Origin of the sequence: Bacillus sp. AR2-1 (assembly GCF_008368755.1) — a bacterium.
GTDB classification, from domain to species: Bacteria; Bacillota; Bacilli; order Bacillales; family Bacillaceae_G; genus Bacillus_A; species Bacillus_A wiedmannii.
In genome coordinates, this window is sequence record NZ_QORY01000012.1 from 100,997 (window position 1) to 124,268 (window position 23,272).

The 23,272-nt window shown below is 31.9% G+C and carries 21 protein-coding genes; 3 read left to right on the top strand and 18 right to left on the bottom strand.

Features of this window, described 5'->3' with window-relative positions; genetic code table 11:
* Window position 1: 1 nt before the first annotated feature.
* The 5 genes from DT250_RS15370 to DT250_RS15390 form a co-directional block, all read right to left on the bottom strand.
* Window positions 2-1,255, bottom strand: a complete 1,254-nt coding sequence (locus DT250_RS15370; RefSeq protein WP_149213301.1) for an MFS transporter — start codon at window positions 1,253-1,255, stop codon at window positions 2-4.
* A gap of 1,085 nt (window positions 1,256-2,340) precedes the next feature.
* Window positions 2,341-2,931 (bottom strand): SGNH/GDSL hydrolase family protein, encoded by a 591-nt coding sequence (locus tag DT250_RS15375; protein WP_088063388.1) that lies wholly within the window; start codon window positions 2,929-2,931, stop codon window positions 2,341-2,343.
* Window positions 2,932-3,251: 320 nt separating this feature from the next.
* Window positions 3,252-4,400, bottom strand: coding sequence for an acyltransferase family protein (locus DT250_RS15380; RefSeq protein ID WP_088063387.1), 1,149 nt, complete (start codon window positions 4,398-4,400; stop codon window positions 3,252-3,254).
* 552 nt (window positions 4,401-4,952) lie between these two features.
* Window positions 4,953-6,266 carry a D-alanyl-D-alanine carboxypeptidase family protein gene (locus tag DT250_RS15385; RefSeq protein ID WP_098134232.1) on the bottom strand — a complete coding sequence of 438 codons (1,314 nt, stop codon included), beginning with the start codon at window positions 6,264-6,266 and terminating at the stop codon, window positions 4,953-4,955.
* 327 nt (window positions 6,267-6,593) lie between these two features.
* Entirely contained in the window at window positions 6,594-7,253 is a 660-nt protein-coding gene (locus DT250_RS15390) for a CatB-related O-acetyltransferase (RefSeq protein WP_149213302.1), read from the bottom strand.
* 436 nt (window positions 7,254-7,689) lie between these two features.
* On the opposite strand from DT250_RS15390, the gene DT250_RS15395 reads away from it, so the two are divergent.
* Window positions 7,690-8,160 (top strand): DUF5065 family protein, encoded by a 471-nt coding sequence (locus DT250_RS15395; RefSeq protein ID WP_149213303.1) that lies wholly within the window; start codon window positions 7,690-7,692, stop codon window positions 8,158-8,160.
* Window positions 8,161-8,749: 589 nt separating this feature from the next.
* Here DT250_RS15395 and pepD read toward each other — a convergent pair.
* Window positions 8,750-10,219 (bottom strand): beta-Ala-His dipeptidase, encoded by a 1,470-nt coding sequence (gene pepD / locus DT250_RS15400; RefSeq protein ID WP_149213304.1) that lies wholly within the window; start codon window positions 10,217-10,219, stop codon window positions 8,750-8,752.
* Window positions 10,220-10,434: 215 nt separating this feature from the next.
* On the opposite strand from pepD, the gene DT250_RS15405 reads away from it, so the two are divergent.
* A complete protein-coding gene (locus DT250_RS15405; protein ID WP_060488821.1) occupies window positions 10,435-10,824 on the top strand; it encodes a YxeA family protein in 390 nt (129 codons plus the stop codon).
* Between the two features lie 18 nt (window positions 10,825-10,842).
* Here the strand turns inward: DT250_RS15405 and spoIISB are convergent, their stop codons facing one another.
* The 5 genes from spoIISB to DT250_RS15425 form a co-directional block, all read right to left on the bottom strand.
* Window positions 10,843-11,019, bottom strand: a complete 177-nt coding sequence (gene spoIISB / locus DT250_RS31680; protein WP_046959435.1) for a stage II sporulation protein SB — start codon at window positions 11,017-11,019, stop codon at window positions 10,843-10,845.
* A 75-nt stretch (window positions 11,020-11,094) separates the two neighbouring features.
* Window positions 11,095-11,220 carry a hypothetical protein gene (locus tag DT250_RS15410; RefSeq protein ID WP_000588712.1) on the bottom strand — a complete coding sequence of 42 codons (126 nt, stop codon included), beginning with the start codon at window positions 11,218-11,220 and terminating at the stop codon, window positions 11,095-11,097.
* A gap of 112 nt (window positions 11,221-11,332) precedes the next feature.
* Window positions 11,333-12,070, bottom strand: a complete 738-nt coding sequence (locus tag DT250_RS15415; protein WP_074650800.1) for a type II toxin-antitoxin system SpoIISA family toxin — start codon at window positions 12,068-12,070, stop codon at window positions 11,333-11,335.
* Window positions 12,071-12,258: 188 nt separating this feature from the next.
* Window positions 12,259-12,996 (bottom strand): 2,3-diphosphoglycerate-dependent phosphoglycerate mutase, encoded by a 738-nt coding sequence (gene gpmA, locus DT250_RS15420; protein ID WP_149213305.1) that lies wholly within the window; start codon window positions 12,994-12,996, stop codon window positions 12,259-12,261.
* A gap of 167 nt (window positions 12,997-13,163) precedes the next feature.
* The gene (locus tag DT250_RS15425) at window positions 13,164-13,646 is read right to left on the bottom strand and encodes a MarR family winged helix-turn-helix transcriptional regulator (RefSeq protein WP_088063380.1); all 483 of its coding nucleotides are present in this window, start codon (window positions 13,644-13,646) and stop codon (window positions 13,164-13,166) included.
* Window positions 13,647-13,753: 107 nt separating this feature from the next.
* On the opposite strand from DT250_RS15425, the gene DT250_RS15430 reads away from it, so the two are divergent.
* The gene (locus DT250_RS15430) at window positions 13,754-15,439 is read left to right on the top strand and encodes an alpha-keto acid decarboxylase family protein (protein WP_088063379.1); all 1,686 of its coding nucleotides are present in this window, start codon (window positions 13,754-13,756) and stop codon (window positions 15,437-15,439) included.
* Window positions 15,440-15,615: 176 nt separating this feature from the next.
* Here the strand turns inward: DT250_RS15430 and DT250_RS15435 are convergent, their stop codons facing one another.
* The 7 genes from DT250_RS15435 to DT250_RS15465 all read right to left on the bottom strand — a co-directional run bounded on the left by DT250_RS15435 (window position 15,616) and on the right by DT250_RS15465 (window position 23,094).
* Window positions 15,616-16,398 carry a class I SAM-dependent methyltransferase gene (locus DT250_RS15435; protein WP_088063378.1) on the bottom strand — a complete coding sequence of 261 codons (783 nt, stop codon included), beginning with the start codon at window positions 16,396-16,398 and terminating at the stop codon, window positions 15,616-15,618.
* A gap of 301 nt (window positions 16,399-16,699) precedes the next feature.
* Complete coding sequence (locus DT250_RS15440; RefSeq protein WP_088063377.1) at window positions 16,700-17,107, bottom strand: VOC family protein; 408 nt, start codon at window positions 17,105-17,107, stop codon at window positions 16,700-16,702.
* A gap of 112 nt (window positions 17,108-17,219) precedes the next feature.
* Window positions 17,220-17,930 (bottom strand): class I SAM-dependent methyltransferase, encoded by a 711-nt coding sequence (locus DT250_RS15445; protein WP_149213306.1) that lies wholly within the window; start codon window positions 17,928-17,930, stop codon window positions 17,220-17,222.
* A 100-nt stretch (window positions 17,931-18,030) separates the two neighbouring features.
* Window positions 18,031-18,792 carry an ABC transporter ATP-binding protein gene (locus tag DT250_RS15450; RefSeq protein WP_142291731.1) on the bottom strand — a complete coding sequence of 254 codons (762 nt, stop codon included), beginning with the start codon at window positions 18,790-18,792 and terminating at the stop codon, window positions 18,031-18,033.
* Between the two features lie 11 nt (window positions 18,793-18,803).
* Entirely contained in the window at window positions 18,804-21,143 is a 2,340-nt protein-coding gene (locus DT250_RS15455; protein ID WP_149213307.1) for an ABC transporter permease, read from the bottom strand.
* A gap of 6 nt (window positions 21,144-21,149) precedes the next feature.
* The gene (locus tag DT250_RS15460; RefSeq protein WP_255450164.1) at window positions 21,150-22,397 is read right to left on the bottom strand and encodes an MFS transporter; all 1,248 of its coding nucleotides are present in this window, start codon (window positions 22,395-22,397) and stop codon (window positions 21,150-21,152) included.
* A gap of 61 nt (window positions 22,398-22,458) precedes the next feature.
* Entirely contained in the window at window positions 22,459-23,094 is a 636-nt protein-coding gene (locus DT250_RS15465) for a TetR/AcrR family transcriptional regulator (protein WP_088063372.1), read from the bottom strand.
* Window positions 23,095-23,272: the final 178 nt, after the last annotated feature.

Genomic DNA, 23,272 nt, shown 5'->3' on the forward strand with positions numbered 1-23,272 from the left:
TTCAAAAATTATTTGCTCTTATAGGTTCGTGTTTATGTTTAGCCCATAAATATTTCTGCAGTGAAACTCCAATTACTCCAATGATAACAAGCCCAATCCCTCCATAAACATAGAGTTGAGTTACTCCGAACAAATGCACTAATGGGCCACTCATAGCAGGAGAAATAATTAAAACTGCGTTTGTTAAACTGCTTTGAATACCAAATACTCTTCCTACTTGATCTTGATCCGATTCTATTTGTAAAATGACTTGATTAGATACAAGCATCAGCCCACTTCCAATACCAGCGATAAAACTAATTAAATAGGCCAAAACGAAGACCGTACCGGGCGTTATCAAACCAATCCCCCCAAAACCAATTCCCATTAAAACCATACCTCCACATACTACCCAGCCATATTGAAATTGTTTTAATTTCTGAGTTAGTAATGCACCAAGTATTCCGCCAAGACCAATAATAGAAATGATATATCCCATTTTACTTTTATCATGTGGGAATAAGCTCTTAAATAAAGTTGGGAATTGTGAGTCTACTAATTGTAATACTGCCATGGCTATTGTAACAAAAATCATAGTTGATAATATTATCCGATTAGATAACACATAACCCCACCCTTGTACCCAAGCGGTCCAGGTACTTTGTTTTTGCTTTTCAACAAATTCTTTCGATATAGTTTCTTTAAATTTTATTGTGGGTATCAGAACTAAGGTAGCTAATAAACAACTTATAGCTCTTATAATGAGGCAGAACTCTGGTTGAAACCAGCTCAGCAACATGCCCCCTATAAGTGGGCCTACTATCTTGGTACCCTGCTCTACTATTCCGTTGATACTTACTGCTTTAGTAAGCAAATCCGGGGAGATAATCTGTCTTGTTAGTGTTTGCTGTGCAGGATAATAGAAAACAATAAAAATGGAACGAATCATTAATGCCACTAAGAGCCAGTGGATATCTTGTACAAATAAAAGAGCAATCGTTATTAGACCAACCATTAGATTACAGAACATCATAATTGGAATTTTTCTAAAACAATCTGCAATAACACCCGCCCATGAGCCAAAAATAATTCCTGGAAGTGCATATGCAACAGGAATCAATCCAATCATAGTAGGATCTACTTCCCATTCAAACCCAACTATAGTCATAATCGCTAACATATCAATAAAAACACCAAGCATAAGCAATGAATAGGCAGAGAAAACTTGTAAATAAACCCTATTTCCTAATAGGCCTTTTGAATCAATAGTTTTCATAAAAGCAAGCTCCTTAGGTTACTAATATAAACGCTTTTGCGTATAAGTTACCCCTTTATTAAACCTAATTAATCATTATAAAGATTTCACCTAGAATTTAACTTCGTCAAAACCTAGACTAATCTCAAGGTTTAGCGTATTTTAAATAGTCAGATAAATTCGAGTACACCTATTTCTTTGTCTTTATATCAACTGTTACAAAATAGACCTTTACCTTACACTAAAAACAGTTAAACATTAACTTAATATAACCATTTACAGTTGTTGCACATTCAATTCACATCCTTTTTAAAATTGGCTTTTTTCTATCTCAAATACTATCACACAAATATTTCACCTACTATATTCATAAAGTTGAAATATTTGAATCAGAAAATTCGGATAAAAAACCAAATCCACAAATCATAACAAACTATTATTTAGTTATATTTTCATTTTATAGATAGCTTTAACCATAAGAATATTAAGAATTAAGTTTTTTAATTTTATTAACATAATAGTTTATAGAGACTATAAATCCTACTAAATAAAAAGGTACATATAAAATAAAGTATATGTACCTTTCCCTATCCTACATATTTTCTATTCAAATTAATTCCAATAACTAAAATAGATATTAAAAATATAATACTAACAATTACTAATGCACTCATAACAAAGATTGAATAATATATAGTATTGATTTTTTTACATTTACTACCTATTTAACTTATTGGACATTACTGCTTCAAAAAAATTACACATTATACGCAATCGGGATAAATCCCCAAAATATGATTTGACTATGTTATTATATAATATTGTTATGAATATATTTTAAGGTAATGTAAAATCAGTTTTTCTATAAAAGAACTTAATTTTTATGTAGTACGAATTTATTTAGTAATATAATATATTAATTTAGGTATAAGAATGTTTAAAGATCACCTATTTCCGTAGGTGATCTTTTCTTGTGATACTGTATTTGTGCACTACTGTAGAAATATATCGTAGATACACTTTATTTGCTAAATTTTTAGTTCTTTCCATTTATTAAAAAACATAGCTTAATACAATTAATATCATATTTGTTAAATTGCAAACTATTATTTTGTCTTCTGTACAGGCAAACTACTAAAAATCAATTCAGCAACTTTTACATATCCTTTTGAGTTTGGATGAATTAAATCCTTAGACCAAAGCGTATTGTCATTAACTAAATGATGATTCCAAAAATCAACATGATGAAGCTTATACTCTCTGCTCAGTGAATGTATAACTTCATTTGCCTCTAATAATTGTTCTTTTATTACTTGTTTTTTTTCAGAAGCAAAAGGAAGCCTAACTGTAAAATCGGGAAGGTTTGCTATAATAATATCCGCCCCTGCTTTACTTAATGTATCTATCATAAATTCCATATCGTTCTTATATGCATCATGATTCCAACGTCCTTTTAAAACATCGTTTGCCCCTGCAATGAGACTAACCAAATCTGGATTAAAAGTTAATGCCTTTTCCAATTGCTGCGAGCGAATTTCTTTAGTTACTAACCCACGCTTTGCAAAATTGGCATATTCTATATCTTTTTCACACAGTTGAACCAAATGATCTACCCAGCTTTTTAATGCAATTCCCTCAACTTCATCCCCTATCCCCTCTGTAAAACTATCACCAATCGAGACAAATCGCTTCCACATATCTATTCCCCCTTTTTATTATTCATATCTATACTATACATTAGCTCACAATGTAATTGTTCTTTCTAAATGTTTTTGATTTCAATTATATTCCACTTTATTATATTTACATTTAGAATCGGTCATATTCATATATTTACTAAAGAAATGAAGTTAAACTTTAATCAGTAGAGGTTTTCTTCATCCCTCACTGATTATTAGTTGAACCAATTGGGCTTTTACGGACAGTTAATTTCCCACCTAACTTCTTTGCTCTCGCTGAATTTTGAAGTGAGGGATCTTACTGTCCGGCAAATAGCGGGATATAATCCCTCTAGGTATTATACTTTTTTCAATAAATTTGTTGTTCTTTGTTTTGCCCAGTTGATACATTTCTTTTCGATTAAATGATACGAAACTATAGAAAAAAGTAGTGTCATTGTAATGCACAAAGTAAGAAGGAAAAAGATAGGTATCTTTGTATACAAAAGTTTAAATAGTACCATCATGATTGGAAAATGACACAAATAGATACTGTATGAAATTTCTCCTAAGTATACAAACACACTCTTATTTAAAAGTATTTTTACTTTTAGGTTACTCATAGCCATTATAATAAATATACTAACCCCCATTACGACACCCCAATCTTTTAATAAGAAAGTAGTATCATTACGGGAAAAACCATAAATTAAAATGGAATATAAATATAGAATAATTCCTAAGGCAATAAGAAATCCTTTTTTAAATTTTTTCATATTCCTATATGAGTAGATAAGTTTTTCCTGATGCTTAAAAAGTAACATTCCAACCATAAACATAGATGTAAAATGCAGTGTATCGGCATAACCATTATAAAATCCTTCAGCTTTCCCAATATGCAACATATTAAGAAAAACACTAATTAAAGAAAAGCTCAAAGCAAATAGTATCGTTTTCTTCCAATTCAGTTTATAAAAAAGAAGGAATAACAAAGGAAACACAATAGATATACGCATTTCTTGAGCCAATGACCAAATAACTGGATTATAATTTTCCGTAAAAAAGTTATTAAGAAGCACAAAGTGGTTTATAATATCTAATTTTGTTATAGACCCTTGCCACCTATCATAGAACCAATCCCGTAGTCCTACCACTTCATATGGCGAAAATAAAATAAATAAAACAAAGGTAACGATTATCCAAAAATAATAAGGAATATAGATTCTTACAAATCTCTTAATTAAATATCCCCAATAATTTGTTTTTGAATAATAAAGTGCCATAGATAACACAAAACCACTTAGTACATAAAAAACGATAACAGCTTCCCCACCCGCCCATAAAAACCTAAGCGGGGAAAATTTAATAGAATTAGGCAACGATGGTAGCATTAAACAAAAATGTCCAAATACCACAGTAAGTGCCGCTAACCCTCGTATGGAATCTAATTCTTTTATTCTCTTACTCATAAAATGTTCTCCTTGTAAATTGTAGATTTTGCTTTTCATAAAGGCCACTATGCAAATGTAGTGGGAGAATTGTACATATTGTTTCTTTAAATTCCTAATATAAGCAGTACAAAGTTAATTTGACCTCCATTTCTTTATATACATAATTTAAAACAAAATATTTAATACAAAGAAAAGATTTTATTAAATTTTTATAAAGTGAAACTTTAATCAGTGGGGGTCTTACTGCCCGTTAATGCGGGATAAAATCTAATTACAGAAATACTTACCGGATATTATTTTTTTATTGTCATTTGATGGAATAATGGGTGGTTTTTCATCATGTAACTTTATTAAACTAACCTTGCACCAGAATCCTTCAAATCGAAAGATTCATAATAAACGCCATCCTTTCTGTATATTTCTACAAAAAGAATAGCGTTTTTGGGGTATATGGATACAAATTTATTTTAGCTTGATAGAAATACAAAAAGTTCCGAAGGACCAAATTTGAAATGTAATACAATCTTTCATTCCAAACTATCCACATAAGAATCTATAATACTTTGAAACGTTTTGTTTCAGACTAATATTTAGTTGTATCCTATAAAATTAGCTTTTTACTATATCAACCGTACTATCCCACATACCGCTAAAAAAAGATCCTGTTTTACGTATAAAACGTGTAAACCAATTTGCTTGTTCCACATCAGATTTTGTTACAAGGTCTATTTGTAATGATTTACCTGATAAGAACCCAGAATCTGTATTATCTTTAGGAGAGATAATCATTTTACTAATAGTTACACCTTCTTTAATAGGCGCTTCTTGTTCCGTATTCAATACTTTAAATTCTTTTTTATAAATGTCTTTGTTGCCCTTCGGCATTGGAAGTGAAACAGCTTGCTTCGTTTGAACTACTACATCTTTGTCTTTTGCATTTGCCACTCGAACTGTTTCATGTCCTTTTACTACTGAATCTTTTCCATAGACATTCTTCACTTCAAAATTCGCAAATCCATAATCGTATAATTTCTTTGTTTCATCAAAACGTGCCGTATGAGATTTTGCTTTTATCACTACAGAAATTAGGCGCATACCGTTTCTTTCTACTGTACCAGTGAAACAATCTCCCGCTTCTGGAGTCGTTCCTGTTTTCAAACCATCTACACCTTCATATTGCTTAATTAAACCTTTTAACATCCAGTTAAAGTTCGCCATATCAATTGGATATTTACCACCCTCTTGGAATGTTTTTTTAGGAATTTTTGCTGTATTTAATATTTGGGGGAAATCTTGAATAAGACGTTGTGCTAAAATTGCACAATCCCTTGCAGACATTTTATTTTTCTCGTCTAGAGTCGTCCCTTCTAGGTGATATCCTTTTAAATCTTGATTTGTTAAGCCTGTAGAGTTTACAAACTTATAATCTTTCATTCCAAACTCTTTCGACTTATCGTTCATCATTTTTACAAAATTGATCTCTTTACCAGCAATCTGTTCAACTAAAGCAATTGTTGCACCATTTGCAGAGTAAATCGCCATTGCCTCATATAACTCTTTTACCGTATAAGAGCCACCATTTTCTAATGGAACATTTGATAATGAACGATCTTGCGAAATCTTATGTGCATATTCAGAGATTTTAACTTTTTGATCCCATTTAAGTTTTCCTTTATCCACCGCTTCATGAACTAAGTATTCGCTCATCATTTTTGTCATACTAGCAATTGCCAATGATTCATCTGCATTTTTTTCATATAAAATTTTTCCGGAATTTGCTTCTATTAAAATTGCTGATCCTGCTTCAACGTCTATAGCAGGAATTGTTTCCGCTGATGTTCTTCCAAATGTAACGACCATGCTACAAAATAGTGTAAGCACTGTTACTATTGCAATAAATCCCTTGCAAAACATATCTTTCACTTCTGTTACCTCCAATATTTTTGTACTCAAAAAACGTTGTTCTAACATAACCCTTCAAAAAATAGACAGCGTTATCAAATTCTATATACATATAAGACATTAGGACCACTTTCATATAGAACATCTCATCCCACCCTTTTAGACACACTGACACTTAGTATTCCCACACATATCCCTCTTTTTAATACCTTTGTATTTTTCAAAATGATTCGTACTTTCATATTTTTTAGGATTACACTTAATAGACAATATAAGTAATACATTTGTTCCACATTTACAAAAAATAAAAAACTACATCCTATACTGGATGTAGTTTTTCTAACTGATTTATTTATTTTTCACTTGATTTTTATAAAAAGCAAATAATGGTTCGATGGATGGACTAGATAACAGCGGGATTGCCTTCTCAATCAATTTCCTATCCCAATCAAACCAACGCATTTCCATTAATATATTTATCTCTATATCAGTGAATCGTTTCTTTATTTCCTTAGCAGGATTTCCACCAACTATTGTATACGGCGGAACATCTTTACTTACGACAGATCCTGCAGCAACAATTGCTCCTTCACCAATAGTAACGCCAGGCATTATTATTGCATTCATTCCAATCCAAGCATCACTTTTAATGACTGTATCGCCCTTCGCTTCATATGATTGTTCAATTTGCTCAGCGAATGGATATACTGTAATCCATTCGGAGTGATGATTATGATTACCACCCATTAAAATGACTACTCCACTTGCAATGCAAACATAATTCCCAATAATGAGTTTATCAAGATGCCATCCCATCTGTTCAATTGGATTGAACAGTGCTTGGGACTTAGCATCCCCCCACAAATACCTTACACAGCCATCTTCAAAATTTTGATGACTATAATACCCTGAATAATAGGAGTACTCTCCTACTTCAATGAGTGGATTTGTTACTATATCTTTTATATACTTCGTTTCAGACCAATGATTATATAATGGATGCTTCATAACTTTATTCCTCGCTTCTAAGTATTGTAGATCTTTGTAATTCACTTAGAAGCTTAATACGACGGCTACATTTTTTAGCTTTCTCAAACGACGAATCATTATATTCAAGCCTTTCTTTTATAATAAAAAATCATAACTTGATAATTTACATAAGTCAAATTGTAAAATTATATACCCAAACTTAAGATGTGCATTAAAATTTCTGTTTTCAAATAATAAATCGCAATTACATATAATAAAGATTTATTAGCTATATCTCTAACTTCTTTCTTATATTAGTCTTCACTCCCTCGATATAATTTTATTATTTATTAATTTGTCTGATAAATCAATAAATGTTAATATGATTATAGAAGATATTATCACCCATTAGATTTCACAGCTAGTTTTTTACAAAACGATTTCTGAATCCTTAAGTAAATAGGAGGTTTAGAACATGAAACTTTTAAGGCAATCAACAATTATTGGTGCATTGACTGTTGGAGGATTTTTATTTTCGAATACAATTGGTACGCTCCCACCTGTGTCTGCTGAATCGCAACTTACACAAGAAGAATCACGATTTTCAGATAATTGGCGTTGGCAAAGCTATTTTTTATTACATCATAATGCAGATTTTATAGAAGAGTTAGCAGTTGTTGACTTAAAACATGGAGATACATTCGATGTTACTATATTTACTGGTGGTAAAGATACTGGTATTGTAAAAATATATCAATTGAGTGGAAATGAAAATGATGAAATAAACTTGCATAGATATAAAACCATTTATGACTCGGGTTTGAAACATAATTATGGTAGATTTGTAACACCTATTACTAAGGCTTATAATCCTGGAACATATGTAGCTGTTATGAAACTTGGAGAAAATTATTATTATGGAGGCAGTTTTAAAATCTCAAAATAATTTACGTTTATCTCACCAATAAATATTGGATACCATTGTTATTAGACAAAAACTATTTTAAAAGCTCTCTGCCTTATATAAGGTAGAGAGCTTTTTGATTGTCTGCCCTTTTTAAGGTTAGAAAAAATCCTTACTTTCTTTATAAATTAGCATTTTTATTCACGAACCGTTTTCACTTCTTTATGCCCTACAATTCGATATGCAATATTGCATATTCTATATGTTCATTCTTTAAACATGCGATAATTTATTTCTATAAAGGTCTAAAATTAATATTGGAAGGAGAATATTACATGTCTTTCTTTTCTTGGTCTCCTCTTATTTTCTTAATAGTTGTCGCAATTATCATTTCTATTCAAAAGGCTAAGAAACAATAATTTATTATTTGGAGGTGTAATAATGTCATTTGCAGCATGGAGTGCAATTTTTATGACTTTAATCGGAGCAGTGTCCGGAGCAATCTTTGGTACAATATCCTCTAGAAATAAAAGTGAAAATTAAATACTAACGTAAAAAAGAATTTCTAATAAAATTCTATACAAAAAAGTAGCCTATAAAGTTTTATTGGCTACTTTTCATTTCATCCATATTATTTAGCTAATTCTTTCGTACCCTTCATTACATCAACGAAGAATCCCCAGTTATTCACAACAGAAGAAATACTAATATGTTCATCTGGTGTATGAACGTTAAAAATGTCTGGACCAAATGAAATCGCATCTAAGTCAGGCATCTTTTGAACGAATGCACTACATTCAATACCTGCATGTACAGCGAAGATTTCAGCATCCTTGTTGTATTTTTCTTGATGCACTTTTTCAAACAAATTACGAATTTGTGAATTCGGATTGTATGGCCATTCTGGATACTCTGACTCTATTTCAAATGTTGCACCAACTAATTCGGCAATACATTTAATCTCATCTGCAACATGTTGTTTTAAACTACTTACAGAACTTCTCACTTCGTTACGTAATTTAATTTCATTTTGCAACGTTTCAATAACGCCTAAATTTGTTGAACTTTCTACAAGACCTTTAATATCCATGCTCATACTTTGAATGCCGTTTGGAATTAAGAATAATGATGAAATAAGTTGCTTTTGTGTCTCTTTAGCAAATACTTTTTCTACTTTTTCATCCAATTTTGTAATTGTAACATGAACATCTGGATCAACAGCACGCATTTCTTCTTGTAATACTGTAGTCCAAGATTCTAGTTTTTCTTCTACTTTCTCTACATCTTCTGTACGTAATACAATTGTAGCTACACTTTCACGCGGAATTGCATTTGTTTTTAATCCGCCGTGAACTTCACTTATACCAAATTGAATATTTGCTGATAAATCACGTAATACTCGTCCTAATACTTTGTTTGCATTACCACGCTGTTTATCAATTTCCATACCAGAATGTCCGCCTTTTAGACCACCAACATATAGACGGTATGCATCCGTATTAGCTGGCGCTTCATCCCATATTACTGGAATTGTTTCAACAGCTTTCGCACCACCTGCGCTACTTACAAGTAATTTATGATCTTCTTCAGAATCAATATTTATAAAAATCTTACCATCAAAGTGATTTGCATCAACAGCGAAAGCTCCACCCATTGTTGTTTCTTCTTCAGTAGTAATAACTACTTCAAGTGCTGGATGCGGAATATCTTTTGAATCTAATAAAGCCATTGCATACGCAACTGCAATACCATTATCAGCACCTAAAGTCGTTTGATTTGCATATAACATGTCCCCAATGATTCGTAATTCAATTGGATCTTTTTCAAAATCATGTACGGTTGCTTGATTTTTTTCACACACCATATCCATATGACCTTGAATGATAATAGCTGGTACATTTTCATAGCCAGCAGTTGCTTCTTTTTTAATAATGACATTCATTGCTTCATCTTGAATCACTTCTAAATTACGCTCTTTTGCAAAGCCCACTAAATAATCACTAATTTCTTTTTCATTACCCGATCCTCTAGGAATCTTTGAAATTTCTGCAAAATGATAAAATACAGGGTGCTTTGTTAATTGTTCTAAAGTAGAATACATTTTTAAGCTCCTCTCAAAATGACAAAATAATATGTAAGTCTTTTATCATTATACCATGATTCATTATTTTACCTTTCTTTTAACTTTTAATATATTGTTCATTTTATGGACAACACTCTTACAACATTGTAAGGGGGTTGTAATCTAAATCGATTTTTCTCATTTCATAATAGCCGTATACTGTGTAAAGAAACAAATTGAAGGAGATAAAGAAAATGAAAAGGTTTTTAGCGATTATTACACTATGTTTATTATTTTCTAGTTTTACTATTGGATGTGAAAGAGCATCATTAAATCGAATTGGTAAAGATGTATATTACGTACAGATACAAGGCGAAGGAACTATCGAAAAAGTTGAAGGTAAAAACTTAAGAAACTACACATTGCCTGCTTATGACGAAGACGGAGTAAAAAAACAAATTACATTTAGAAGTAAGAAAGCATCAAACGAACATAAATTAAATGAAAATGCATTTTTATGTCTTTATGTAGATCAAGATGATAAGAGTAAAAATGAAATATCATCAATTGAAGTGAAGTCATATGAAGAGGTTCAGGAAGCTGACTTACCTGCAAAAGTAAAAGAAAAGTTAAATGCTAAATAAAAAACAAAAGAAAATGCACTATGCATTTTCTTTTGTTTTTTTCACTCGTATATATTTTGAACCGCTATTATTCATCAGTTTCTCTAAACGATTTATATTTTCTGTTAATGCACCTTTCACAAGAGAGAAATCTGTATTTGGTTCTTCTTTTTTTTCTTTAAAAAATGAAGACTTTTGTACATTTATTTCAGCCATCTCTTCTCCCCCTTTTCAAAAAGATACAATCTTCTATTTATATTATATCGCAAATGTACGCAGCATGTACAAGTATCATTTTCTTTTTAATTCTTCTTCTAACTCTTCTACTTGCTGTAATGTATCTCCTTTTATTAACGAGAAATCTGTTGTATCTTCATTATCTTCTTTAAAAAAATCATTGTCATAATCTTTTATCACTACAATCACCTCTACGTGCTAGTGTAGGAATGATTGTCCGATTTTATACAAGTTTGTCTAAATTCGCTTTACCTTTATGTATAAGTGAAAAGGACAGAAGAAAATCCTGTCCTTATTTACTAAAATAACTATGATGTATTGTTAAATTATATACATTTTCAAAATCTCGATCTTGCAGATTATTTTTCTTCCCATCAATAACAATGAAAACATCACTCACAGTTTTTGCTGGTATAATGCCGACATTTTCTACTTGTACCGCTTTCTGCTCATTCAACTGCTCAATGTGTTCAAACGGAACGATAATACTAAATTGAGAACGGATACCGCGAAAGTTAGTATTTAATTCCTTTGCCGCTTCAAATACGACAATTTTCGCACCAATCTTTTCCCCATACGAATCTAAAAATGCGTTTAAGCTTTTTGTATACTCTTCTTCCGTATGCCATTCCATTGTACCGAACATTGCTGGATTGACATTTTGAATAATTGTTGTATATATTTCCCCTCTTGCTTTAGAAGCAATTAAAGACCGTTTTATCGATTGAACAGTCTTGCCGATATCGCTAAATTTCGCTCCCCATATTTCGGAAATATTAGGTGTTAAAATAAATGCGATATCAACGAAAATAACCATTGCAGTGAACATTAATAGGTTTTTCCAGAGGGTTAAATCAATTCCTTTTATCATGAAATACACGGTGACTGATATTATAAACAACCCATACCAAGTCTTTCTAATACGTTGCTTTTTCTCCTCGTACAACTCTTCGTTTCTCCAGTAAAAGAACACAAGAACGAGAAAAACGATTGCTAAAATAAATAAGCCGATTCGAATGTTAGAGATCACCAATGACATCACCCTCCATTCAAAAACTACTCACGATATCATTACATGCACAAGCAGCCCTCTTTATGACAAAAGACGTGGACAAGCTTCTAAATTTAGCAATATCGCATATACATTAGAAGGTACCACGTCTTTTATCATGAATCTACATTGTATATGTAGACAAGCATGCGTTTCAAATTTTCATGTTAAAAAGAAATATGTTTCGGAATTTTCCCTTTTGGTACTTCTCCGTCCATACTTAAGTAATAATGACGAATCGGACGTAAATCATCGTCTAATTCATAAACGAGTGGAATGCTCGTTGGAATATTTAATGAAACAACACCATCGCTTGAAAGGTTATCTAAGTATTTCACTAGCGAACGAATCGTATTACCGTGTGATGAAATAATTACCTTTTCACCACTTTTTAATGATGGCGCGATTTCTGAATGCCAATAATCAAGTACTCTTTTCTCCGTATCCACTAAACATTCAGTCAATGGAAACTCACCTTTTTTAAGTGTTTTATATTTTGGATCATTCATTTCATATCTAGGTTCATCCTCAGTAAGAGCAGGTGGTCTTACATCAATACTTCTTCTCCAAATATGAACTTGCTCCTCACCATACTTTTTCGCAGTTTCATCTTTATTCAACCCTTGCAATGCACCGTAATGTCTTTCATTTAGCTTCCAAGATTTATGTACTGGTACCCAAGCAAGATCCATCTCATGAAGTACAATCCATAACGTCCGGATTGCTCGTTTTAATACAGATGTATACGCGACATCAAAAGTATATCCATTTTTCTTTAAAATCCCTCCTGCTTCTCTCGCTTCACTTAATCCATTCTCTGATAAATCTACATCTGTCCATCCTGTAAAGCGATTTTCAAGATTCCATAAACTTTGTCCGTGACGAATAAGTACAAGTTTTATCATAATAATTCCCCTCTCGGAAATGTGAATTTTATTGTTCCATTGCGTACACGTATAAAGTATCTAGTAATGTATCTTTTTATCCATTCACTCTATGACCAATCCATAGTTGCCAAATGTATGGATAAAATTTGTTCTTTTTCAAACTATAAAAACAGATATATTTCTTATTATTTCTGATCGATTACAACTGCTCGTTTTGATATCCAAGCATCAAAACCTGATCGACTATTTGCCATTTCATTCATAACTTGATGCCAATTTTCTTCACATGATTCACCAAATTTTGAAAAAATAGCACTCATCTGTTGTCTTTGAACATCGCTCAATTTTTTCTCTAAATCTACACCTATTTCTGTTAAAGATAACTGTTTCACACGGCGATCATGTGTAGCTTCATTACTCTCAATTAAGCCTTTTTCCACAAGTTGTCGTAGTGGTCCGTGAAGAGCTTGTTTACTTATTTCTAACAGTGATAATAACTCATTTACACTTATCCCTGGAAATCGTGCGATAAAAAATAAAATTCGGTGATGTACTCGTTGTATGCCATACTCTTTTATAATTTCATCTGGCTTTTCAGTAAATGTTTTATATGCAAAGTAAAATAATGCTAATGCTTCATTCATCTGTTCTTCTTTATGTTGTGTCATCTGCGTTCCCCCTGTATGTAAATTATACCACAATCCAGTAATCAATATTTTAATCAACGTATTAGAACTTCTTTAATTTATTGAAATATACATTGCACAATTAGGAGATGATTCATTTGAAATCGCAATATACTGTAAGTACATATTTATTAGATCGACTAAGCGAATTAGGAATTGAGCATATATTTGGTGTTCCTGGTGATTATAATTTGGCTTTTTTAGATGACGTACTAGCACATGAAAAGCTAAAGTGGATTGGTAATTGTAATGAATTAAATGCGGCATATACCGCTGATGGATATGCTCGTATAAAAGGAATTGCAGCTCTTATTACGACCTTTGGCGTTGGAGAATTAAGCGCCCTTAACGGTGTTGCTGGGTCATACGCAGAAAACGTACCTGTTATAAAAATCACGGGGACACCACCAACAACAGTAATGGAAAATGGAGCACTCGTTCATCATACGTTAGGTGATGGAAAGTTCGATCATTTTTCCAATATGTATAGAGAAATCACGGTGGCACAATCAAAATTAACACCTGAGCATGCCGCTGAAGAAATCGATCGTGTGTTACGTGCATGTTGGAGTGAGAAACGCCCTGTTCATATTCAATTACCGATTGATGTGTATAATAAACCAATTAATAAACCTACAGAACCAATTTTACATAGACCAGTTCTAAGTAATAAAGATGCGTTGGATAAAATGCTTCTACATGCTACTTCAAAAATAAACAGTGCCAAAAAACCAGTTATTTTAGCTGATTTTGAAGTAGCTCGTTTTCATGCGGAAGAATATTTGCATCAATTCGTAGAAAAAACTGGGTTTCCTATCGCAACATTAAGTATGGGAAAAGGAATATTCCCTGAACAACACCCTCAATTTATAGGTATTTATACTGGTGATGTTAGTTCTCCATACTTACGAAAAAGAATTGATGAATCTGACTGTATTATTAGTATTGGCGTGAAATTAACTGATACTATTACTGGTGGCTTTACACAAGGCTTTATGAAAGAGCAAGTTATAGAACTCCATCCCTATACTGTGAAAATTATAGATAAAAAATATGGACCCGTTGTAATGAAAGATGTTTTACAACAGTTAAGTGATTTAATCGAACATCGCAACGAGGAAACACTTGAAATTAAGCCCTTTATTTCAGAATTACTATCTATGACAGAAGAGTTCAATCCAAAAGCTCAAATGGTTACACAAAAACGTTTTTGGCAACAAATATACCATTTCTTACAAGAAAACGATGTTTTAATTGCTGAGCAAGGAACACCTTTCTTCGGTAGTGCTGCTATCCCTTTACCAAATAACACTACATATGTAGCACAACCATTATGGGGATCAATTGGTTATACATTACCTGCTCTACTCGGTACACAGCTCGCTGATTTATCGCGACGTAATATTTTAATTATTGGTGATGGTTCTTTCCAATTAACTGTTCAAGAGTTATCGACTATACTTCGTCAAAATTTAAAACCGATTATATTTTTAATTAATAACAATGGATACACTGTTGAACGTGCAATTCACGGCGAAAATCAACCGTATAATGACATACAAATGTGGGATTACACGAAACTAGCAAACGTATTTGGATCAGAAGAAAAAAGTCTAACATATAAAGTGGAAAATGAAATAGAGTTAGCAGAAGTCTTAACTAATATAACTTTAAATAAGAATCAACTTATCTTTATTGAAGTTGTAATGAGTCAAGGGGATCAGCCTGAATTGTTAGCTAAACTCGGTGAAAGATTCGGCATGCAAAATTCTTAAAAAGAAAAGAGTAACTATAAATAATGACAACTTCAACTAAGAGATATGAAACTTGTTTATATACTCAAAATACACAAGGAAAAGGATGGCAAGTGCCATCCTTTTTGATATATATTGAACTTTCCCTATTTTTAAGACCATTCTTCAACTAACCCCAGTATAACAAGCAAAAACTTTCAATCTAGCTTTAACTTTACAGCTCTTGTAGCAATAAAAGTTTTAATATACTTATCTAATATTCTAGTTCCACCAAAATCATCCTCAAAAAAACCAGTTATAACTAAACCAGCTTCAACTTGACCTTGAATTTGGTCTTCAAGAGTATGTGCATATTCTATTGTTTGATTAGAATTTACATAATCTTGAACTTCATTCTCTGGTAAATAATCTAGTGTTGATGATGGTATTGAATGTTTAACATCTAGAATACCCTTTTGCTCTTGATTGTCATCAAAAATCCATAGTAATGGATTTGTAAATCCAGAAATAAGAATACCTCTATTCTTTAGTACCCTTGATACCTCATTCCATACAAGATGAACATCTTTTACAAACAAATTAGAAACGGGATTTACGACAATATCAAAATATTCATCTTCAAAATCACTAAGGTCTGACATATCTCCTTGCACTGTTTTTAAAGTTAACCCATCCCGTTCTGCCACCTTTTTATCTTGTTCCAACTGCTTTCTTGATATATCAGTAACTGTTACATCCGCCCCAGCAGCAGCTAGAACTGGTGCTTGTTGCCCTCCACCTGATGCTAAGCACAGTATTTTTAATCCTTCTAATGACTTTGGAAACCAATCTCTAGGAACTGATTTTTCTGTGGTAACTGTGATTTCCCATTCACCTGATTTACTTCTTTCAATAACCTCGCTACTTACAGGTTGCGTATATCTAGAACCTTCTTCAACCTTTTTATCCCATGCATTACTGTTTTGTTGAGTTGTATCCATTATAACTATTCCCCCTAGCTATCTTGTTACATTTTAAGTGTAAGATCATTTACTATTTATGCTTTCCTTTTTCTATTAACCTAACCAATAATTAATACATATTTTTCTATATTTATATTAACAGATAAAAAGTAGTAAGAAAAATAAAATATTCTAAATAGAAAAAATATAAATTCATTTAAGCAAATCAATTACATATAAAAAGGCATTCCAAACCTGTTGACGGTTGGAACACCTTTTTATATATTATTTAAATTTTCACCCTCTGAACTAAACCCATTAAACAAATATATTACATTTTTTATTCCGCAAGCGTTAACTGCCAAGACACACCATATTTATCATTTAACCAGCCAAATTTTTTACTAAATGGATAAGAACCTAAAGGCATTAGTACAGATCCATCCTGCGCTAACTTATGAAAGACCGCTTCAATTTCTTCTTCTGTCTCACAATTTACATAAAGAGACATAGATGGTGTAAATGTAAAACCATGCTTTACATAACTATCAATGCACATGAATTCTTGACCATTTAACGTAAAAGTTGCATGAATGACAGAACCCTCTTTACCTGGTCCGTTTTCATCGTAGCGAGAGATACTTACAATTTCTGATTGATCGAATAGCGACGTGTAAAAGTTCATTGCTTCCTCAGCTTTACCTTCGAACATTAAAAACGTAGTGATTTTTTGATTTGTGTTACTCATATAGAGACCGCCCCTTGTTATGTAAAACATACATCGGCCAGCCAGAACCGAACGTACATTCTTATAAATGTATTGTCTATAAAAAAGATGAGTTTGTCAATTAAATCCCTGTTTATTTCTTCTTAAATAATGCTGTCCAAAGAAATGATTCTCCAAACATAGTATTTTGTTGGTCAATTTGCTTCATCTTTCTAATTTCAATCACTTCAAATTCTTTAAATATCTCTCTTAATTTTTCTTCAGAATATGCAAGTCCACCTTGTAAACTCCACCCTCTATATACGTCCCAATCCGTTATTTCTGATCCATTTCGCTCATCTAAATCGCCTGCTGCAAAACATGTTAATCCAAAATAACCACCCGGTTTCAATGATTTTTTAATTAAATCCACATAATGTAGCCTTCTATGTGGTGGAATATGATGTAAACAGCCTGAATCGTACACAAAATCAAAATCATTTTGACAATCTAAATTAAAAATCGAATCACAAATAAAATCGATTTCTATTCCTTTTGCTAACGCTCTCTCTTTCGCCCAATTAATGCCCTCTATCGATAAATCCACTGCTGTTACTTCAAATCCTTCATTCGCTAAATAAATTGCATTTCTTCCTGGACCGCATCCAAGTTCCAGCACTTTCCCTCTGGAAATCCATCCTGTTTCTATATATGAAACTAGATTTTCATCTGGAACATTTGCAAAAAACGGAACATCCTTTTCCCTATTCTCATAAAATTCATTCCAAAATGGTTCTGCTGGTCTTAATAATGAATCAAGCATTTTAATAATATCTTCTTGCGTGTGCAACGTTTCATTTTTCATTTGTACTCCTCCATTTTTAAATAATCAGAAAATTATTATATATCTTTTTAAGCTTTCAGACAAAGAAAAAAACTCCTACATTTAATAGGAGTTTTTTTCTTTAAAATCCAAGTACAGCTAACCATTTTAACAGCTTCTCTTCTCGCACTTTCAACTCATTATTCCTAAGCTTACCTAACTGAATTTCGCTAACAATTTCTCCATCCACCATAAAAAGAACTCTTTCTGTTTTCGCTGCTACTTTTACATCATGAGTCACTAACATAATGGTCGTTCCATCACGGTTAATATTTAATAATATTTGCATTACCTCTTCTGTTGATTTTAAATTTAGAGCACCAGTTGGCTCATCAGCAAAAATAACATTTGGATTATTGATGAGCGCTCTACAAATAGAAACTCTTTGTAATTGCCCTCCAGATGCTTCGGTTATATAATGAGATGCTATATCACTAATCCCCATTTTCCCCATTAGCTCCAGAGCACGTTGATTTACTATTTTCTTACTCTCACATTTCGCTAAATATGCTGACAAGATGATATTATCAAATAGATTCAAGTTTCTAAGAAGGTTGCTCTGCTGAAAAATAAATCCTATTTCAGTAAGGCGCAATTTGGCTAACGCTTCTTCTTTCATACATGATATTTCTTTACTATCAACTTTCACACTTCCTGATGACATTTGATCCATTCCACTAATATTATATAGTAACGTCGATTTCCCAGAACCAGAAGGCCCCATGACCGATACAAACTCTCCCTCATAAATATCTAAATCTATATTTTTTAGTACTTGATAAATTGTATTTCCATCTATTGAATATTTTTTGTTTAATTGTTTAACTTCTAAAATTTTGTTCAAGTTACACACCCCTACTCTCCATTTGGCTTTACATCGTTTGTTTGTTTCATAGTAAAACTACTGAAAAGTGTTGTTGCGGCCACAGATATAAATAATATAGCTGGACATATTACATAAGAAACGATAGGATTCACGACAAACTTTATATGAGCTGCTCCCATAAATGAGCCTAACCAACTTACTAACATTTCACCAAACGTAGCAGCTAGTAATGTCCCTGTTACAATGCCTATTAATACAATGACAATAGAACGAGTTATATACTGTATACGAATATCTTTGTTAGAAAAACCAATACTTTTCATAATTAATATTTGTGAAGAGTCTTTTGCCAATAACATTTTAAAAAACATCGCAGTAATTAAAACTGATATCAATATAGCAAACAAAATTGCCACTTGCGTCACGAGTCTTAATTGTTTAATTGTCTCTCCTAAAGTTTGCGTTAAATAATCATCTGTATCTGTTATTTTTGCAGAACTAAAATTATGTTTATACTTCTTCACTTTTTCTTGTAAATTCACAGTAGGCTTCATATCTACGTTTACTACATACCATAATATATTTTCGCTATTATAAGAGAAGCTCGCTTTAGCTGTTTTCCCACCATTCGTTACATCTTGATATATCCCACTAATAGTTAATGCTTTTTCTTTTCCTTCTACAAATAAAACGATTTCATCCCCTACATTCTTTTTTAATTCATTTGCATTCATATAAGATAGAGCAATCTCTTTTTCATTTTTTGGTGCTATTCCTTGAACGTAATCTAATGGAAATTGAGTGAAGTCTCCTACTTCTACATTTAAGTTTTCATGTGTACCTTCAGCGTTCACCATTTTAAATGTACTCGTTACAAATGCTGCATATTTTTCTACGTCTTCATCATTTCGTATATATGAAATTACGTCCTTAAATCGTTTCTCTATATTTTCAGATTGCTGTAAATCTATTCGAATATCACTTTTTCCTGTTCCCATGTAATTTACAAACTTCGGTGACTGAATCGTATACAAAAAGTTAACAGGTACAACAATCATGAACACGGCTATGATTAAAACGATACTTAATACGCGATATAACTTAAAGCGTTTTACGACATCTTGTATACCAATAAATATATTTACATTTGTAATTTTAGTTTGAGAGAGAGAAAAAGAACTTTTCACCTTTCCCTTTCCTAGATTACCTCTTGATCGTAAAGCATCTATTGCTGTAATTCTCCTGAAATTCCGCAAAATAATACGACAGAAAAGGATAACGGCTAGAAATAACAGAGTTGTGACTATTAATGGTACAATAAAATGTAAAACACTTGTATTTGCTGTTCCCATATAAAGTGAGATATTAGAGGTAAATATTTTTGTAACAAATAACGAAAGAATATATCCACATATACACCCGCTAGCAGCAATAACAACATATTTTGTTACATATAATTTTTGGATCTCTTTGCTTGTAATGCCGATAGCTTTCATAACACCAATTTCCCGATAATCTTCTTCCATAGAAGTCATAATCGTAAATCTTATACATAAAATTGCGATTAATATTAATAATGCACTTATTATGATAAGTACTGCAGCTATTATTCCATCTGTTAATGAATTGAGTGTTTTAAAGAGTGAATACGTAATAGAGGGACCTTTTTGAGGTAAATTCGATGACTGGTATAGATTTTCAAATTCTTTTATTTTATTTACATCTGTTAGCTGGAATTCAATAAGATATTCACTTTCTCCAAAATTCCCCTTTATTCTTTCGAAGTCTTCATCGCTTATTACAAATCGTTTTGAACTAACAAGTGATGGGTTCATTTGAACATCACGAACAAATGCCGAAATAGCCAATGCTAGTTCATTATTATTTTTAACAACCCATATTTTATCTCCAATTCGCAAATTATATTTTTGCATATAATAAATTGGTACACCTATTTCCCCTTTCCTAACATCGATCACTTCATTATTTAAATCTAATAAAAAGTCAAAATTACTATTTTGTTTAACGAAGCTAATGTCCATTACACTATTATGTTCCGCTTGATTTTTCTTCTTTATAAAAATGTTAGACCCGCCTATTTGAACCATCTCAGCCGTTTGCTTTTTTTTTACAAAAGGAGTTTTCGCTACAAATGAATCGATTGACTTTTGATTTATTTCTCCGGCATGCATTTGTACGAAGTGCGGTGCGTTTGATACTTTAAACAATTGATCCATCGAGTTCAATAGATTTATAACGTTACTTGAAGCACTTGCCATTAAAAGGCTTGATAACATGATAAACATAAATAAGATGGTAATCATCATTTTATTTTGAGAGAAATCTCTTTTTAACATTCTCCTAATCATATTAAGCTAGTTCCCCTCATTCCATAATATTTTCTTCGTCACTATCGCTATTATTATCATTATGAAACTAATAGCTAATATAGGTAAATAAATTTTCATATTGAATTCTTCAAACATAAAACCATAAATGACTTGCCCAATTGGTGCCATACATTGAGATAACGCTGTTATAATTGCCATTACTTTCCCTAGGTTTTCATTCGGTGTTTTCTTTTGGACTACAGTAATTACATAAATAGATACAATTGTCATGATCATTGCAATTAGAATAGAAGAGAGTATAAAGAGGATAAATGGTGGATAGTATCCTAAATTAAGAATAACTGGCGTAACTGATAGTGCCATCGGTATTACTAATAAAGCTATTAACAGCATCCAATAATACAATGTTTTCATCTGTAGCTTTTTCGCAAAAAAACCTATTGATAATGCACCTAAAATAGTAGCAAAATCGATCAATCCCATTCCAATTCCGTATAACGTGTCGCTACTTTCCATCGTTACTCGTATAATAATTGGAGCACCAACTACAAATAGCGGTGTTAGTATTAAATTTAGTAATGCAGCTAAAAGCATAGATTTCAAAATAAATGGTTGTTTTAAAACGAATACGAAGCCATCTTTCATATCCTTTACAATTGTCGGTATAATATGGTTTTCTTTTGCTCTTTTTATAAAAGGTATTGTAATAAACATTTCTAAAATCGCAGATAAAAAGAAAGCAAGGCAACTTATTATTACAAGTATTTTCAAACCAATTATGCCGTACAACATTCCTCCTAATACAGGAGCTACTATATTAGATAATGCTTGCACACCATTTACGATACCGTTCGCTTGTTCTAACTTTTTCTCTGGAACTAATTGAGGAATACTCGCCATTACAACTGGTGAGTACATTGCACTAATGACTGCAAGTAAAAACATAATAGTTCCAATCAATATAATAGATACAGATCCAGTAAATAATAAAACTATAAAGCTTAATACAATCACAGCGTTTATAAAATCAAAAATAACCATTAAATTACGACGATTGAAACGATCTGCTATCGCTCCGCCAACAGGAGCTAACAAAAACGGAATACTCGTAACCGCATATAATCCTGCGAATATATCAGCACGCCCTGTTATATCTAGCACATATAACGACAGAGCAAAACGTAAAAGTGTTGAACCTAAAATAGTAATAATTTGCCCACTCACCATTAAATAAAAATCTTTCATCGAAGGTTTTATACTAATAGACATCATAATCACACCCTTCCTTTAATTTAGACCGACTGTCGGTCTATAATAAACAAACAGAAAAACATTATTTCTGTTTCATTAAAACCTCAACCATATAATCAAAAGATCCTTCTTTCGCTCCAACAGATACTTCCATCATTTTAATATACGCTTTAGCTCTTCTAATCATTTCTTCCGGCTTCCACTGGAATAAACCTTCATCAAATATGACTTGTGCTGAAGAGAGTAATAATTCAATCGTTTCTTGTGGGTATGGTGTAGAAAATATGCCTTCATCGATTCCTTGTTCTAAAATCTCTGCTAAAACAGGAGATAAATGAATAATGGATTGCACTATACTTTTTTGATGCATTTCCGCATTATTTGGCTGATGAAATTGTTCAATCATTTTATCTTTAACATCTCCTGATTTTGGTGATTGCGCCATTAAAACTCGAAATAACTTTTCTAAAACTGGGATATTTGGATTAGAGACGATTGCTTTTGCTTGAGCAACATCATCTTTAATGATCCTCATAATGATTTCATCCATCACTTCTTCTTTCGACTTAAAATAATGATAAAACGTCCCCTTTGCTATCCCTATCTCTTTTAAAATGTCATTTACTGTTGTTTTCGTATAACCTTTCGTAACAAATAATCGTTCAGCCGTTTCTAAAATTTCTTTTCTACGCTCCTCATACTCCTTAATTATTCGCATTCACGTTCTCCTTCCCACCAGACCGACTGTCGGTCTATTTTAATTATATGTTTAATTAGTAAAAAGTTTCCTATTATTGTATATACAACATCCTACTTTCTATTTCCTTTATAAATTTTTATTTTTTAACGTCCGCTCAATTTGTTTAAAACGTATCTCATGTTTCTTATCGTCACCT